The organism is Actinacidiphila acidipaludis, from assembly GCF_019890725.1.
GTDB lineage: Bacteria > Actinomycetota > Actinomycetes > Streptomycetales > Streptomycetaceae > Actinacidiphila > Actinacidiphila acidipaludis.
On sequence record NZ_JAINZZ010000012.1, the window covers coordinates 70440 to 85794 of the forward strand.

Sequence of the window (15355 nt, forward strand, 5' to 3'; positions counted from 1 at the left end):
CTCCGTTCACAGGTAGAGGCCGTCCGCCGGCTGCGACGGTGCGGGGAGCGCGGCCGAGGCGCCGCGGCGCAGGGCGTAGAGCTCGGCCAGGGTGGCGCCCTCGCGGCCGATGCCGTCGCCGGTGCCGAGCCAGGCCACGGCCTCGGGCCGGGTCAGCGGCCCCACCTCGATCCGGGCCAGGCAGCGACCCGGGCGGACGACCGCCGGATGCAGCCGCTCCAGGTCCTCGTTGGTGGTGATGCCGACCAGGACGTTGCGTCCCTGGCCGAGCAGGCCGTCCGTGAGGTTCAGCAGGCGGGACAGCGCCTGCCCGGTCTCGTGCTTGGCCTGTCCCCGGATCAGCTCGTCGCAGTCCTCCAGGAGCAGCAGCCGCCAGCGACCGCCGGCCGCGTCGTCCTCACCTATGGCGATGTCCATCAGGTAACCGACGTCGTTGAACAGCCGCTCCGGGTCGAGGACGCAGTCGACCTGGCACCATTCGCGCCATGAGCGGGCGAGCGTGCGCAGGGCCGAGGTCTTGCCGGTGCCGGGCGGGCCGTGCAGCAGCAGCAGACGGCCGGTGACGTCGTCCGCCGTCATCTTCATCAGGCCGTCCATCGCGTCCGCGACGGGCGCGGTGTAGTTGCCCCGCAGCTCCTCCCAGGTCGCGGCGGAGATCTGACGGGTCGTGCGGTACGGGCCGCGGCGCGGCGAGACGTACCAGAAGCCCATGGTGACCGCTTCCGGCTGGGGCTCGGGCTCGTCCTCGGCGTCGTCGACCGCGGAGCGCAGCACGCTTTCGGCGAGTTCGTCCGTGACGGCGGCGACCGTGACGTCGGCGCCCCGGCTCCAGCGGGAGATCAGCACGGTCCAGCCGTCGCCCTCGGCGAGTACGGCGCTGCGGTCCTTGTCCCGTGCCTGGCGCAGCACCACCGCGTCCGGCGGCAGCAGGGTCAGCCCGGACTTGACCCGGTCCAGCGACGCGCCCCGGGCGAACGGCTGCTCCCCGGAGATGAACCGGCCCAGGAACAGGGCGTCGACGACGTCCGAGGGGGAGTCGCTGTCGTCCAGGCGCAGGTGGACGGGCAGGGCGCGGTGCGGGTCCACCGGTCCTGCGGGTCGTTCGGCGGGCTCGCTCGGCCTGCTGCGGGGAGTGGGCGGCACTTGCCTCCTCGGGTTCTCAGGTGTCACGGACATGGGCCCATGATCCGCCACCCGGGAACGTTTCGCCCACCGCTTTTCCGTCCCCGGCGCGTCACCCCGGCCGCGCCGGTCACGCCGTCGTGGAGGCGGTGTCATGTCACCCTGCCGCACCTCGAATCCACCGTATGGGCGGATTCGGGGCACAGGTGTGCGGACAGGTACGCGGCATCACTGATCAGGCACCCGGAGGATCCATGCCGACGCCCCCCTCGACGCCGTCCGCGCACTTCTCGTCCGTCCCCTTGTCCCGGCTTACGCTGCTGCTCGCGCTGGTCTTCTCGTCGCTGCTGACGGTGGCAGGGGCGAGCCCGGCCCAGGCGGCCGGACAGCGCTACGTCGCGCTCGGCGACTCCTACTCCAGCGGCCTGGGGGCGGGCGGTTACGCCTCCTCGTCCGGCGCCTGCAAGCGCAGCAGCAAGGCCTATCCGGCCCTGTGGGCCGCCGCGCACGCCCCCGCCTCGTTCGTGTCGAGCGCCTGCGCGGGCGCGCTCACCGGTGACATCGCCGCGCGCCAGCTCGGCCCGGTCAGCGCCTCCACCACTCTGATCAGCGTCAGCGTCGGCGGTCAGGACGCCGGTTTCAGTGACGTCATGACGACATGTGTCTTCTACTCCGAGGCCACCTGCCTCAACCGGGTCGCCCAAGCACGTCGCTTTGTCGACACCAGCATGCCCCGACTGCTCGACAGCACCTACGCGGCCATTCACGCCAAGGGACCGAACGCCCGCGTGGTCGTGCTCGGCTACCCGCACCTCTACCAGGTGCCGGGTGACTGTCTGCTGGGCCTCACCGACGCCTCGCGGAAGGCCATCGACGCGGCCGCCGACGACCTGGACACCGTGATCGCCAAGCGTGCCGCCGACCACGGGTTCGCCTTCGCGGACGTGCGCGGAAGGTTCAAGGGCCACGAACTTTGTTCGGGTGCACCCTGGTTGCACAGTGTCACGCTGCCGGTCGACGAGTCCTACCACCCGACGGCGGACGGCCAGTCCGGCGGCTACCTGCCGGCCTTCACCGCCGCTGTCTGACCTGCGCCGCAGCGGCTGCCGGGCCACGTGGCGAGACCGCCGCAAGGCCCGGCGGCGGATGTGCGGATGTGCCACTGAGTTGTCAACGGCCTTGCACGAAAGGTGAATCCGGCGTGGGAGACGCCTGGGGATGCGCGCGTGACGTGACGGGGCGATAGGGTTACCCTGCCCGTGCCGGGGTGCCCTCGACAGGGTGGGGAGAGTCATGGAACAGATAGCGATGCCGAGCAGGCCGCGAGTGCCTGCCATCACCAACTTCGGTACCAGCGCGTCCAGTGCGCGTCTGGACCGGCACCTCGCCGTGCTCGCCGGGCCTGCCTTGCCGCAGCGCGAGACGGAAGAGGCGACCGTGCTGATGCGGGAACTGACCTCACGCAACACCCCGCACACCAAGGCCAACCGCGGAGCGCGCGTGTCCCTGTTCGCCCCGCTGCGCAGGCTGCGGCGCTCGCTGTTCGGCAACCGCGGCTGACCGCCCCGGCACTCCGAACCGCGGCGCCAGCCGCTCCCGCGTCCCGGCACTCCGCCCTGCCCGACCCCGGTCCAGGGCTCCCCGCTCCCGGCCTCCTCCCCGTCGGAACCTCTGACGGTGGCCCAGCGCTCCGCAAACGGGCTGCCCGGTCCCAGGCCCCGACCCTGCCTGTCCGCGCCTCCCGCGCCCCTCCAGGCCTCTCTGTCGCCTCTCCCCGGCAGTGGCCTGACGGCCGCGCGGGAGGACTCGGACTCGCAGCCCGGGCCGAAGTTCTCATACCAGGGCGAACTGCCCGTCCGGGCCCTCCTCGTGGTGTTCCAGCACGGAGGCCGGCCGGCGCCGCGCCGCCGGCACGGGAAGCACCCCCGCACTCCGCAGCCCCGCCGAAGTCCGTGTGCCCGGCCGCCCGACGTCCGCCAACCGATCGGCGAAAAGCGCGAGTTCCTCCCGCAGCGCGGCGAGCAGCGTCAGGACGCTGATCAGCTCCAGCAGGTCGGAGGTGACTTCGCGGGTCCAGGTGGCCGGCCGCAGCGCCTCCAGCGAGCCCGGGGTCCCCGGATCGGTACGGCGCTCGTACCACTGCTCCAGCACCCGGACCCCGCCCGCTGTCAGCTCCCAGGCGCCGGCGGAGACGGGCGCGACGACGCCCTCGCCGATCCGCAGCGCCGCCTCCTCGGCCTCGTACTCCAGCTCGCCGGGCCGAGGTGCGGCCGGCAAGGGCGAGCGGACGTAGGGGCGGCTGCCGCCGGGCAGGCGCAGCCGGCCGTGTTCGCGGCCCGCGGCGGCGTCGACGGCCCTGGTGGCCCGCGTGTGCAGCCACAGCGACCGTGCGCCCAGGGAGAGCCCGAGGCGCCAGACCTCCGGGTCGACGGGCAGCGGCACGGCGCAGCCGGCCGGACCGGGGCGGGCGGCCGCGGCGATCCAGGCGAGGACGTCACCGGCGGTCACCGGCAGGCCGAGCCGGTCCGCGAGCCAGTCCGTGAGGCCCGGCGCGAGGTTGGGGTCGAGGCCGCCCGGTCGGCGGTACAGCGGGCGTATCAGCCCCGGCTTGCCCGCGGGGGAGCGGCCGTCGGGCAGCAACGCGGAGAAGGACAGGGCCGGTTCGCGCGCGTCGGGGAGCTGTCCCTGCTCGAGCACGAAGATCTGGTGCTCGTCGGCGACCCGCCACAACTCGGGCCGTGCCACGTCGATCAGACGGTGGTCGGGGATCAGCCACTGCTGGTCGAACGCGCCGTGCTGCACCCGGACCGGTTCCGGGCACCGGCCGTCCTCCCGAGCCAGCGCGCTCGTGGGGGTGCGGTGCCCGGGCAACTGGGCGACGGGCGTGCGAAGGCCGCGGGCACGTGTGGTGTGCAGCAGGGATGCCCGGGTGGCGTCGTCGGGCCCGGCGGTGAGCAAGTTCCAACGCGCCCGCAGGCAGGCCGGCTCCGGGGCCATCGGCCAGCCGCGGCCGAGGCGCAGCGGGCGCACGGACCAGGGCATCAGGTCGTGCAGCAAGGGCGCGTCATCGCTCACTGCATGCATGCTACTGACGGCTTCTCGCAGCCTCCACGGTTCGCCGTGGCTCCCCGCTCGGCGTCGGGGCAACGGCCTTGGGGCCCAAAGGGGTTGCCGCCGCCTTGCGTGGCTGGCGGGCGGTGGGGCGCTGGTTCAGGGCGCGTCCATGGTGACGGTGAAGGAGAAGCGGTCGCCCCGGTAGTGGATCCGCACCACGTCCACCGCTCGGCCGGTGTCGTCGTACGTCACCCCGGTGTAGTGCAGTATCGGGCTGAGCAGCGGGACCTGCAGCAGCCGGGCGGTCTCCGGCGCGGCCAGGCGGGCCTCCACCGTGTCGGTGATCCGGCTGATCCGCACGCCCAGCGCGTCCCGCAGCACCTTGGTCATCGGCCAGCGCTCCAGGTCGCCGAGGTCGATGCGGGCGGCGAGGTCCGGGCGCACGAAGTTCTCGGCCCAGTTGGTGGGCTCCCCCTTCTCGTCGCAGCGCAGCCGCCGGTACGCCACGGCCTCCTTGAGGTCGGGGAAGTGCTCGGCGGCCTCCGCGGGGAGCGGCTCGGTGCCGTGGCCGATCACCGACGTGCGGCCGCCCGACTGCTGGGCCACGATCGCGTCGACCGAACCGAGCAGCTTCACCGGAGCCCCCCGTTGCGCCGCCGGCTCTATGAAGGTGCCGCGCCGGCGGTGGCGGGAGATCAGACCCTCGTCCTCCAGTTCCTTGAGGGCCTGGCGCATGGTGAGCACGCTCACTCCGTAGTGCCCGGCGAGGTCGTCCTCGGTGGGCAGGCGCAGCGGGGCTTCCGGGCGCCGGCCCAGTATCGAGGCGCGCAGCGACTGCGAGACCTGGTACCACAGTGGCAGCTTGCGGTTCAGGACCAGCGAGTCGGGAGCGAAGGCGTTCACAGCCCGAAGTGTCTCTCAAGCCCCTCCCAGACCCGGTCGTACCCCTCCTGCCGGTGAGAGCCGCCCAGCGCGAACTCGGTCGGCACGACGGGCCAGCGCGTCTCGAACATGAAGGCCAGGCCGTCGTCGATCTTCTGCGGGACGAGCTCGGCGGTGCTCGCCCGGTCGAAGGTGGTCCGGTCCGGGCCGTGCGCGGACATCATGTTGTGCAGGGAGGCGCCGCCGGGGACGAACCCCTCGGCCTTCGCGTCGTAGGCGCCCTCGACCAGGCCCATGAACTCCGACATCACGTTGCGGTGGAAGTACGGGGGACGGAAGGTGTCCTCCCCGACCAGCCAGCGGGGAGCGAAGACCACGAAGTCCGCGTTCGCCAGGCCGGGAGTGTCGGACGGCGACGTGAGCACCGTGAAGATCGACGGGTCGGGGTGGTCGTAGCTGATCGACCCCAGCACGTTGAACGTGCGCAGGTCGTACAGGTACGGGACGTGGTTGCCGTGCCAGGCCACCACGTCCAGCGGGGAGTGGCCGTAGACCGCGGCCCACAGGTTGCCGCCGAACTTGTTGATCACCTCGGTCTCCTCGTCGCCGTCCTCGTAGGCGGCGACGGGGGCGAGGAAGTCACGGGCGTTGGCCAGGCCGTTGGCGCCGATCGGGCCGAGGTCGGGCAGCTGGAACGGCTGACCGTAGTTCTCGCAGACGTAGCCGCGAGCCGTGCCCTCCGGGAGTTCGACCCGGAAGCGCACACCCCGCGGGATCAGGGCCACGTGGCCGGGCTCGGCCTGCAGCACGCCGAGTTCGGTCCTGATCAGCAGGATGCCGCGCTGCGGCACGATCAGGAACTCCCCGTCGGACGAGGAGAACACCCGGCGTTCCATCGAGCGGTTGGCGGCGTACCAGTGGATGCCGATGCCCTCGCGGCGCAGTACGTCCCCGTTGCCACCCACGGTCACCAGGCCCTGGACGAAGTCCGTGGGCTCGTCGGGCATCGGGAGCGGGCTCCAGCGCAGCCGGTTCGGGTCCGGCTCCACGTCACGGAACGGAGCGCCGCGCAACCAGCCGTTGTCCACCCGGCGGAACGGCGGATGCGCCGCCGAGGGGCGGATGCGGTACAGCCAGCTGCGCCGGTTGCGCGCCCGCGGTTCGGTGAACGCGGTCCCGCTCAACTGCTCCGCGTAGAGCCCGAAGGGCGCGCGCTGCGGGGCGTTGCGCCCTACCGGGAGCGCTCCGGACACGGCCTCACTGCTGTGTTCGTTGCCGAAGCCCGGCGAATAGTCGAGGTCCTTGCCGCCCATGAGGTGCTCCCCGTCCTGTCCTGTCGTCCTGATTCCTATGCTGAGCCATAGGAATCAGGACGGCAAGCCCTCGATTGGGCCTGTGGACAACCCCTGGCGCCGGGCTTGTGGACAACGCCGACGCAGGTCAGGCCCGCTCTGTCAGACTGGAGCGGCTCCTCCCGGCAACCGGGTGGCCAGGGCGCGGACCGTCGCCGCGGCGGCCACCGCGTGCCCGCGCGCCGAGAAGTGCACGAGGTCGGCGCTGTACAGGTCGCGGTCGCCGGCGGCCGGATGCCCGTCCATCCCGACCACCAGCACGCCATGCCGGGCGGCGGCCGCGCCGGTCACGGAGTTCAGTACGCCGACGCCCTGCTCCAGCGGGCTGCCGCGCAGTTCGGGTACGGCCCGCGCCACGTCGGTCAGGGCGTAGGTGAAGACTGTTGTGCCGGGGTTCGCGAGCCCGGCGAACAGGAGGTCCAGTTCCCTGCCCACGCGGGCGGGGGAGAAGCCCGGCAGGAGCAGGTCGTTGCCGCCGCAGACCACGCACACCAGATCGGGCCCGAACCCCGCGGCTGCGGCCGCCTGCCCGGCCCGCACCTGGGCGGCGGTCCGGCCGCGCACGCCGAGGTTGGTGTAGGCCAGATCGGGCGTCGCGGTGCGCAGTACCTCGGCCACCCGGTCCGCCCAGGAGGCCGTCCGGTAGCCGGGCAGCGGGTCGCCCAGCCCCTCGGCGAGGCTGTCGCCGACCACGGCGAAGCGTTTCCAGGGTGCGTCGCGCAGAAGCAGGGCCCCTTCGCCCTCGGCCAGGCAGTGCGGGTCGGCGGCCTCGGCCGGGAACACGGCGGGGTCGTGCGCGTACGGTGTGGCGTTCGCCATCTCAGGACTCCTTGGTGCGGGCCGTGGCCGGAGATGCGGGGGGGAAGCGGGCCATGAGGAGCCCGACGGCCGCGGCAAGGGCGCCCAGTACGCCGCAGGCCAGGTAGACGTCACGGAAGGCCTGCGGCCCGCTCAGGGAGTGGGCGGTGAAGATCGCGCCGGTGGCGGCGACGCCGAGGGCGCCGCCCAACTGCCGTGCCGTGGTGGTCATGCCGACGCCCGAGGCGAACTGCCGAGGCGGCAGGGAGGTCGCGGCCGCGGTGGAGAGCGCGGTCAGCGTGGCGCCGAAGGCCGCACCGCCGACCAGCCCCATCGGCAGCCACAGCGCCAGGAAGCGCGGTTCGGCCCCGAGGTGGGCGTACGTCCAGACGCTGACCAGCGCGTAAGCCGCCATCGAGACGGCCACGACCGCAGGCAGGTGGCGCGGTCGCGCGAGCCTGCCGACCGCCACCGCCGCGACCGCGGAGGTGAGAGCGCCCGGCGTGACCGCGAAGCCGGCCTTGAGCACCGAGTAGTGCCAGACCGTGGTGAGGAACAGCGGACTGCACAGGAGCCAGGCGAAGAGGGCCGCCCCGGTGCAGGCGGCCGCGACGGAGGCCACGGCGAAGGTGGGGTTGCGGAACAGACGCGTTTCGACGGCCGGCACCTCGTGCCGCGCGGACCGTCCCAGCGCGGCGGCGCTGAGCAGCAGTCCGCCGGCCGAACTGCCCAGCGTCGCGGCTGACGTCCAGCCCCAGTCGCTGCCCTTGGTCAGTCCGAGGACGAGCAGTGCGATGCCCGCCGAGAAGGCCACCGTCCCCACCGGATCGGGCAACCGCCGCCCACCGCCGCTGCGTTCGGGAAGCCCGCGCAGGCCGGCGACGATCAGCACGAGGCCCGCGGGCACGTTGATCAGGAAGACCGAGCGCCAGCCGAAGGCGTCGACCAGCACACCGCCCAGCGCGGGCCCGGCCGCGGTGGCCAGCGACCCCGCCGCGCCCCAGGCGCCGATCGCCGCCGCGAGCCCGGCGGGTGGGGTGGTGGCGAGCAGCAGGCCGAGCGCGGCCGGGATCATCCCCGCTGCCGCGGCCCCCTGCACGGCCCGGGCCGCGACCAGCCAGGACAGGCCGGGTGCGGCGGCGCACAGCGCCGAGGCGCAGGTGAAGAGGGTGAGGGAGAACAGGAAGACGCGCCTGCGGCCGAAGGCGTCGGCCAGGCGGCCGACCGGGGTCAGCAGTGCGGCGAAGAGCACCGCGTAGCTGCTCACCACCCAGGACAGGTCCGAGAGGCGGTCACCGGGGAAGCTCCTCGCCAGGTCGGGGAAGGCCACGTTGACCACGGTGGTGTCGAGGAAGGCGATGAAGGTGGCGCCCGCTGTCAGCAGTAGCACCAGGCCGGGGCGGAGGCCGCCCGCCGGATCCCGGACGCCGGCGGCGGGAGCCCGGCCGGGTGGGGCGGTGGAGGAGGGCGGGGGAGCGGACGGAGAGGGCGGTGAAGACGATGACGACATGGCCGTCCTGCCTTGTGGGAGACGGAACATACTGACGGTACGGAACATACATACCGTAGGTATGTCTATGTCAAGGCTCGCCTGTTGGCTACGCTGGGAGCGCAGTCCGAACGACAGGAGAGTGGGCCGTGGCAGCACCGCGCACAGCGACTGATGACGGCGCACGCCCGAGCGGCGGCCGCGCCGCGGCAACCGTCCGCGGAACCGCCGCCGCACCTTCGCGCGCCGCGACCGCGGGCGCCGCAGGACGCCGTCAGCGCGAACGCTCCGACGCCACGGTGGAGGACCTGCTCGCCGCGGCCCGCGCACTGTTCGCCGCCGACGGCTACGCGGCGACCTCGCTCGACGCCGTGTGCGACCGCGCCGGCGTCACCAAAGGCGCGCTCTACCACCACTTCTCCGGCAAGCAGCAGCTGTTCGCCGCCGTCTACGCGCGAGAGCAGGACCTGCTCAACGCCCGCATCTCCGCGGCCTACCGCGAGGTGGCCGACGATCCGTGGGAAGCGGTGTACGAGGGCAGCCGCGCCTACCTGGAAGCGTCGCTGGACCCCGGGGTCCAGCGCATCACCCTGCTCGACGCCCCCGGTGCGCTCGGCTGGGAGGCCATGCACGAACTGGGCGTCAACTGCCGTGAGCTGACCCTGCGTGGAGTGGAACGGGCCATCAGACGCGGGGCGATCGCGCCGCGCGCCGCCGAACCGCTGGCCTCCATGCTGTACGGCGGGCTCAGCGAGAGCGCCATGGCGGTCGTGCGCTCCGAGGACCCCGAGACTGCGCTGGCCGAGTCCCTGGCCGGACTCCGGCTGATGTTCGACGCCCTCGCAGGCAAGGACTGAGGCATGCCCGGCGCACCACGCCCGCACACGCCCCGGGCGATGCCGCCCGACGCAGCCCTGCGGCGCGCGCCGGTGCAACGGCGCAGCACCGAACGCCTGGCGCGGATCCTCGACGCCTGCGCGGCGGAGCTGGACGAAGGGGGTTACGAGCGGTTGAGCACGCGGGCGGTGGCGGCCCGGGCGGGCGTTCCCATCGGGTCGGTGTACCGGTTCTTCACCGACAAGCGGGCCATGACCGACGCGCTGGCGCACCGCAATCTCGACGAGTTCCTGGACCGGGCGGCCGCGCGTCTCGCCGAGCCCGGCACCGGCCCCGACTGGCGCACCGCGGTCGATGTCCTCGTCGACGAGTACACCGCCATGAAACGCACAGCGCCGGGATTCGCCCTGGTCGACTTCGGAGTGCCGGGCGAGACCAACGAGGATCTGGCCGATCGCCTGCCGGCCCTGCTGGGGGACCGGCTCACCGCCGATCCGGGCGACCCGAGGCTGCGCCTCGCCCTGGTCGTCGCGGTGGAAACGGCGGACGCCGCACTGCAGTTGGCGTTCCGGACCGATCCCGCGGGCGACGCTCGGGTGGTCGCCGAGACGAAGGCGCTGCTGCGGGCGTATCTGGCCACGGTCCTGGGCTGACGGCCGCGCACAGCGACGGAAAAGCCCGCGCAGGCCGTACCGGAACGCCGCCCGAGACGGTCTCAAGGAGTTATCCACAGGCGCCGTGCACGGACCGTCGCCGTGCCGGTACCGGCGGGTAATGTCGGATCCGACACGCGATCCAACGCCGTCGCCGTCCAGGGGAGTCACCGATGTCCCGTACCGCTCTGCGCATCTGCCCGCTCTGCGAGGCCACCTGCGGCCTCGAACTCACCATCGCCGAGAGCCGGGTCACCCATGCCCGCGGTGACGCCCTGGATGTCTTCAGCGCCGGGTTCATCTGTCCCAAGGGCGCCTCCTTCGGCCAGCTCGACGCGGATCCGGACCGCTTGCGGAAACCGCTGGTCCGGCGGGACGGACGGCTCGAAGAGGCCACCTGGGAGGAGGCGTTCGCCGCCGTCGCCGCCGGTATGGGCGCGGTCACCCAGGCGCACGGCGGTACGGCCGTGGGTGTCTTCCTCGGCAATCCCAATGTGCACACGGTCGCGGGCGGGCTCTACCCGGGACAGCTGATCGGCGCGCTGGGCACCCGCAGCGTGTTCACCGCCAGCACGCTCGACCAGATGCCCAAGCACGTCTCCTCGGGCCTGCTCTTCGGCGACCCCAACGCGATCCCGGTACCGGACCTCGACCGCACCGACCATCTGCTGCTGATCGGCGCCAACCCGTTGGTGTCCAACGGCAGTCTGGCGACCGCCGCCGACTTCCCGGGCAAGCTCAAGGCGCTGCGGCGGCGCGGCGGGCGGCTGGTGGTGGTCGACCCGCACCGCACCAGGACCGCTGCCGCCGCGGACCGGCATGTCGCCCCCCGGCCCGGTACCGACGCGGCGCTGCTCTTCGCACTGGTCCATGTCCTCTTCGCCGAGGGCCTGGCCGCCCCCGGCCCGGCCCTCACCTCACACCTCAGCGGAATGGCGGAGGTACGGGCGCTCGCGGCGGACTTCAGCCCGGAGACGGTCGCCTCCTACTGCGACGTGCCGGCCGACGAGATCCGGGTCTTGGCCCGTGAACTGGCCGCCGCCGAGAGGGCGGTGGTGTACGGGCGGCTCGGCAGCACGGCGGTGGAGTTCGGTACCCTGGCCAGCTGGCTGGTCGACGTGCTCAACGCGCTCACGGGCAATCTGGACCGACCCGGCGGGGCGATGTTCCCGCTGTCGGCGACCGCCCGGGCGCCTCGCCCCGCCGCGCCGGGCAAGGGGTTCCGGACCGGCCGCTGGCACAGCAGGGTGTCGGGCCGGCCCGAGGTCAAGAGCGAGCTGCCCGCGGCCGTGCTCGCGGAGGAGATCGACACGCCGGGAGAAGGCCGGCTGCGTGCCCTGGTCGTCGTCGCGGGCAACCCCGTCCTGTCCGCGCCGGACGGTGACCGGCTCGACCGGGCCCTGGCCGGGCTGGACTTCATGGTCAGCGTCGACCCGTACCTGAACGAGACCTCGCGGCACGCGCACGTCGTGTTGCCGCCGCCTCCGCCCGCGCAGAGCGCGCACTACGACTTCGCGTTCTCCACGCTCGCCGTGCGCAACACCGTGCGGTACAGCCCGCCCGCGGTTCCGCCGGCCGAGGGAGTCCTCGACGAGCCGGAGATCATGGCCCGGCTGATCCTCGGGGTGCTCGGACAGGGCGGACCGGACGCGGATCCGGCGCTGGTGGACGCCCAGGCGATCCGGCACCGCCTGGACCGGGAGACCGCGGACCCGCACTCGCCGGTCCACGGCCGGGACGCGGCCGAGCTCGAGGCCGCGCTGACCGGCGCCACGGGATACGAGCGCAGGCTGGACCTGATGCTGCGTCTCGGCCCGTACGGTGAGGGATTCGGGGCCGACCCGGACGGCCTCACTCTGGACGCGCTGCTGAGGCGTCCGCACGGGATCGACCTGGGCGCCCTGCGCTCGCGCATACCTGGTGTGCTGCGCACGCCCTCGGGCACCGTGGAGCTGGCGCCCGCGGCCGTCGCCGGGGATGTGCCGCGGCTGAGGGAGGCCGTCGCACGTGGTGGCGAGGGATCCGGGCTCGTTCTGATCGGGCGCCGCCACCTGCGCTCCAACAACAGCTGGATGCACAACGTCCCCTCCCTGACCGGCGGCAGCAACCGCTGCACCGTGCAGATCCACCCGGAGGACGCAGCCCGGCTGGGGCTGACCGACGGAGCACAGGCCCGGATCAAGGGCGACGGCGGTGAGATCACGGCACCGGTGGAGATCACCGACGCGCTGCGGCCGGGCGTGGCCAGCCTGCCGCACGGGTGGGGCCACGATCGCGAGGGGACCCGGCTGACGGCGGCGGCACGGGAGCCTGGGGTCAACGTCAACCAGTTGCTGGACGGCAGCCGGATCGACCCGCTGTCGGGCACCGCGGTGCTCAACGGCTTCCCCGTCCAGGTGGAGGCAGCCGGGTGACCAGCGCGCGGCGGTGGCCCCTGGTCACATAAAACTAACAGCGTTAGTTTGGGCTCGTGACGCAGAGCGGCGACGGTTCGGAGGGCAGCACGGTGGCGGACGGCACGGACAAGCAGCAGGTGGACGGCGCGCCCAGCGTCCACCAGGGCCGCGACGAGGTCTTCATCGGCGGCCGGTGGCGGCCGGCCGTGAGCGGGCAGCGGATCGACGTGGTCGACCCGGCGACCGAGCTGGTCATCGGCCAGGTGCCGGCCGGCGGCCCGCAGGACGTGGACGAGGCCGTCGCCGCGGCCCGGGCGGCGCTGCCCGCATGGGCAGCCACTCCGCCCGAGCGGCGTGCCGCGGTGCTGAGCGCCGCGCGTGACCTGATGGCCGCACGCCGGGAGGACGTCGCCGCCACGGTGGGGGCGGAGCTCGGCGCGCCGCCCCCGTTCGCCGCCGCCGTCCACACCGACCTGCCCACCGCGGTCATGGGCTCCTACGCGGCACTCGCCGCCGACCGCCCCTTCGAGGAGCGGATCGGCAACTCGCGGGTACTGCACGAACCGGTCGGCGTCGTCGGGGCCATCACGCCCTGGAACTACCCGCTGCACCAGATCGTCGCCAAGGTGGCCCCGGCGCTGGCGGCCGGTTGCACGGTGGTCCTCAAGCCCGCCGAGGACACCCCGCTGGTCGCCCAGCTCTTCGCCGGGATCCTGGACGAGGCGGGACTGCCGGCCGGGGTGTTCAACCTGGTCACCGGACTGGGACCGGTGGCCGGACAGGCGCTCGCCGAGCACCCGGGGGTGGACCTGGTGTCGTTCACCGGCTCCACGGCCGTGGGACGGCAGATAGGCGCGGCCGCCGGCGGCGCGGTCAAGCGGGTGGCCCTCGAACTGGGCGGAAAGTCCGCCAACGTGATCCTGCCGGGGGCGGACCTCGCCAAGGCCGTCAATGTGGGCGTGGCCAACGTCTTCGCCAATTCCGGCCAGACGTGCAGCGCCTGGACGCGGATGCTGGTCGACGACGCCCGTTACGACGAGGCCGTGGAGCTCGCCACGGCGGCGGCCGCCAAGTACCGGCCGGGCGACCGGATCGGGCCGCTGGTCAACGCCAAGCAGCGTGAACGGGTGCGCGGGTACATCCGCTCGGGGATCGAGGAGGGCGCCCGGGTCGCGGCCGGCGGGCCCGAGGAGCCCGAGGGCATACCGACCGGCTACTACGTGCGGCCCACCGTCTTCGCCGACGTGCGGCCGGAGATGACCATCGCGCAGGAGGAGATCTTCGGCCCGGTCGTCGTCCTCATCCGCTACCGGGACGAGGAGGACGCGCTGCGGATCGCCAACGGCACGGTCTACGGGCTGGCCGGGGCGGTGTGGGCGGCCGACGAGGACACCGCGGTCGCCTTCGCCCGGCGGATGGACACCGGCCAGGTGGACATCAACGGCGGACGGTTCAACCCCCTGGCGCCGTTCGGCGGCTACAAGCAGTCCGGAGTCGGCCGCGAGCTGGGTCCGCACGGCCTGTCCGAGTATCTGCAGACCAAGTCGCTGCAGTTCTGAGCCGGCCGCCGGTGTACCAGGGTTCGAACGGCCGACCCACCGCTCACGTCCCCGTCCCGTCGACCAGCCGATATGTCACCCGATACCGAGTCCAGGAGAGCCCGTGGTCCGCGCCGCCGTCCTGCCCGCCGTGAACGCCCCGCTGGCCGTCGCCGAGATCGAGTTGCCGGATCCCGGCCCCGGCCAGGTGCGGGTGCGTCTGGCCGCCGCCGGTGTCTGCCACTCCGACCTGTCGCTGTCCAACGGCACGCTGCGCCAGCCCGTGCCCGCGGTGCTGGGGCACGAGGGCGCCGGGACGGTGGTGGCGGTCGGCGAGGAGGTCGGTCATGTCGCGCCCGGCGACCGCGTGGTGCTGAACTGGGCGCCGGCGTGCGGCGAGTGCCACTTCTGCGGCCTGGGCGAGCCGTGGCTGTGCGCCAACTCGGGAGCCGCGGCCGCGGCCCCCTACGCCACGCTGGCGGGCGACGGATCGGCCCTCTACCCGGGCCTCGGGTCCGCCGTTTTCGCGGAGGAGACCGTGGTGCCGGCGCGGGCCGTGCTCCCGCTGCCCGACGGGGTGCCGCTGACCGACGCGGCCCTGCTCGGCTGCGCAGTCCTCACCGGATACGGCGCGGTTCACCACTCGGCGGCGGTGCGCCCCGGCGAGTCGGTGGCGGTCTACGGCGTCGGCGGGGTGGGGCTCGCGGTCCTGCAGTCCGCGCGCATCGCGGGTGCGGGGCGGATCGTCGCCGTCGATGTCTCTCCCGGCAAGGAGGAACTGGCGCTGGCGGCCGGCGCCACCGACTTCGTGGTGGCGGGCGACGACACGGCCAAGCAGGTCCGCAAGCTCACCGGAGGGCACGGCGCCGACGCCGCGATCGAGTGCGTGGGCCGGGCGGACACCATCAGGACAGCCTGGTCGTCCACCCGGCGCGGCGGCCGGACGACGGTGGTCGGCATCGGCGGCCAGGACCAGCAGGTGACTTTCACGGCGCTGGAACTCTTCTACTTCGGCCGGACGTTGTCGGGGTGCGTGTACGGCAACTGCGACCCAGCCCAGGACCTCCCCGTCCTTGCCGAACACGTACGTGCGGGCCGCCTCGATCTGTCCGCCATGGTCACCGACCGGATCGGCCTGGACGGCATTCCGGACGCGTTCGCGGCCATGTCGGCGGGACGGGGCGGCCGCGCGCTGGTCGTCTTCTGACCGGCGCCCGCTGACAGGCGGCCGCCG

General features: G+C 73.3%; 13 protein-coding genes. 7 read left to right on the forward strand and 6 right to left on the reverse strand.

Annotated features, from left to right (window positions below; translation table 11 throughout):
- Nucleotides 1-6: 6 nt before the first annotated feature.
- Complete coding sequence (locus K7862_RS13130) at nucleotides 7-1176, reverse strand: DUF5925 domain-containing protein (protein WP_222962708.1); 1170 nt, start codon at nucleotides 1174-1176, stop codon at nucleotides 7-9.
- Between the two features lie 200 nt (nucleotides 1177-1376).
- On the opposite strand from K7862_RS13130, the gene K7862_RS13135 reads away from it, so the two are divergent.
- Nucleotides 1377-2210 (forward strand): SGNH/GDSL hydrolase family protein, encoded by an 834-nt coding sequence (locus K7862_RS13135; protein WP_222962709.1) that lies wholly within the window; start codon nucleotides 1377-1379, stop codon nucleotides 2208-2210.
- Nucleotides 2211-2415: 205 nt separating this feature from the next.
- Nucleotides 2416-2682, forward strand: coding sequence for a hypothetical protein (locus K7862_RS13140; protein WP_222962710.1), 267 nt, complete (start codon nucleotides 2416-2418; stop codon nucleotides 2680-2682).
- 273 nt (nucleotides 2683-2955) lie between these two features.
- Here the strand turns inward: K7862_RS13140 and K7862_RS13145 are convergent, their stop codons facing one another.
- The 5 genes from K7862_RS13145 to K7862_RS13165 all read right to left on the reverse strand — a co-directional run bounded on the left by K7862_RS13145 (nucleotide 2956) and on the right by K7862_RS13165 (nucleotide 8598).
- The gene (locus K7862_RS13145) at nucleotides 2956-4206 is read right to left on the reverse strand and encodes a type ISP restriction/modification enzyme (protein WP_222962711.1); all 1251 of its coding nucleotides are present in this window, start codon (nucleotides 4204-4206) and stop codon (nucleotides 2956-2958) included.
- 126 nt (nucleotides 4207-4332) lie between these two features.
- Complete coding sequence (locus tag K7862_RS13150) at nucleotides 4333-5079, reverse strand: GntR family transcriptional regulator (RefSeq protein WP_222962712.1); 747 nt, start codon at nucleotides 5077-5079, stop codon at nucleotides 4333-4335.
- Nucleotides 5076-6371 carry a homogentisate 1,2-dioxygenase gene (hmgA, locus tag K7862_RS13155; protein ID WP_222962713.1) on the reverse strand — a complete coding sequence of 432 codons (1296 nt, stop codon included), beginning with the start codon at nucleotides 6369-6371 and terminating at the stop codon, nucleotides 5076-5078. Before hmgA ends, K7862_RS13150 begins: the two co-directional genes overlap by 4 nt.
- A 141-nt stretch (nucleotides 6372-6512) precedes the next feature.
- A complete protein-coding gene (locus K7862_RS13160) occupies nucleotides 6513-7229 on the reverse strand; it encodes an SGNH/GDSL hydrolase family protein (RefSeq protein WP_222962714.1) in 717 nt (238 codons plus the stop codon).
- A gap of 1 nt (nucleotide 7230) precedes the next feature.
- A complete protein-coding gene (locus K7862_RS13165; protein ID WP_222962715.1) occupies nucleotides 7231-8598 on the reverse strand; it encodes a DHA2 family efflux MFS transporter permease subunit in 1368 nt (455 codons plus the stop codon).
- A gap of 248 nt (nucleotides 8599-8846) precedes the next feature.
- On the opposite strand from K7862_RS13165, the gene K7862_RS13170 reads away from it, so the two are divergent.
- The 5 genes from K7862_RS13170 to K7862_RS13190 all read left to right on the forward strand — a co-directional run bounded on the left by K7862_RS13170 (nucleotide 8847) and on the right by K7862_RS13190 (nucleotide 15328).
- A complete protein-coding gene (locus K7862_RS13170; RefSeq protein WP_222962716.1) occupies nucleotides 8847-9554 on the forward strand; it encodes a TetR/AcrR family transcriptional regulator in 708 nt (235 codons plus the stop codon).
- Nucleotides 9555-9557: 3 nt separating this feature from the next.
- A complete protein-coding gene (locus K7862_RS13175) occupies nucleotides 9558-10187 on the forward strand; it encodes a TetR/AcrR family transcriptional regulator (protein ID WP_262413057.1) in 630 nt (209 codons plus the stop codon).
- Nucleotides 10188-10360: 173 nt separating this feature from the next.
- Nucleotides 10361-12601: a molybdopterin oxidoreductase family protein gene (locus tag K7862_RS13180; RefSeq protein WP_222962717.1), complete on the forward strand. Its 2241-nt coding sequence runs from the start codon at nucleotides 10361-10363 to the stop codon at nucleotides 12599-12601.
- A 119-nt stretch (nucleotides 12602-12720) separates the two neighbouring features.
- Complete coding sequence (locus K7862_RS13185) at nucleotides 12721-14142, forward strand: aldehyde dehydrogenase family protein (RefSeq protein ID WP_222962769.1); 1422 nt, start codon at nucleotides 12721-12723, stop codon at nucleotides 14140-14142.
- A gap of 103 nt (nucleotides 14143-14245) precedes the next feature.
- A complete protein-coding gene (locus tag K7862_RS13190; protein WP_222962718.1) occupies nucleotides 14246-15328 on the forward strand; it encodes a Zn-dependent alcohol dehydrogenase in 1083 nt (360 codons plus the stop codon).
- Nucleotides 15329-15355: the final 27 nt, after the last annotated feature.

Coding starts and splice junctions, on each gene's coding strand:
- K7862_RS13130 (WP_222962708.1), bottom strand. CDS start 1,176: ATGTCCGTGACACCTGAGAACCCGAGGAGGCAAGTGCCGCCCACTCCC.
- K7862_RS13135 (WP_222962709.1), top strand. CDS start 1,377: ATGCCGACGCCCCCCTCGACGCCGTCCGCGCACTTCTCGTCCGTCCCC.
- K7862_RS13140 (WP_222962710.1), top strand. CDS start 2,416: ATGGAACAGATAGCGATGCCGAGCAGGCCGCGAGTGCCTGCCATCACC.
- K7862_RS13145 (WP_222962711.1), bottom strand. CDS start 4,206: ATGCATGCAGTGAGCGATGACGCGCCCTTGCTGCACGACCTGATGCCC.
- hmgA (WP_222962713.1), bottom strand. CDS start 6,371: ATGGGCGGCAAGGACCTCGACTATTCGCCGGGCTTCGGCAACGAACAC.
- K7862_RS13160 (WP_222962714.1), bottom strand. CDS start 7,229: ATGGCGAACGCCACACCGTACGCGCACGACCCCGCCGTGTTCCCGGCC.
- K7862_RS13175 (WP_262413057.1), top strand. CDS start 9,558: ATGCCCGGCGCACCACGCCCGCACACGCCCCGGGCGATGCCGCCCGAC.
- K7862_RS13180 (WP_222962717.1), top strand. CDS start 10,361: ATGTCCCGTACCGCTCTGCGCATCTGCCCGCTCTGCGAGGCCACCTGC.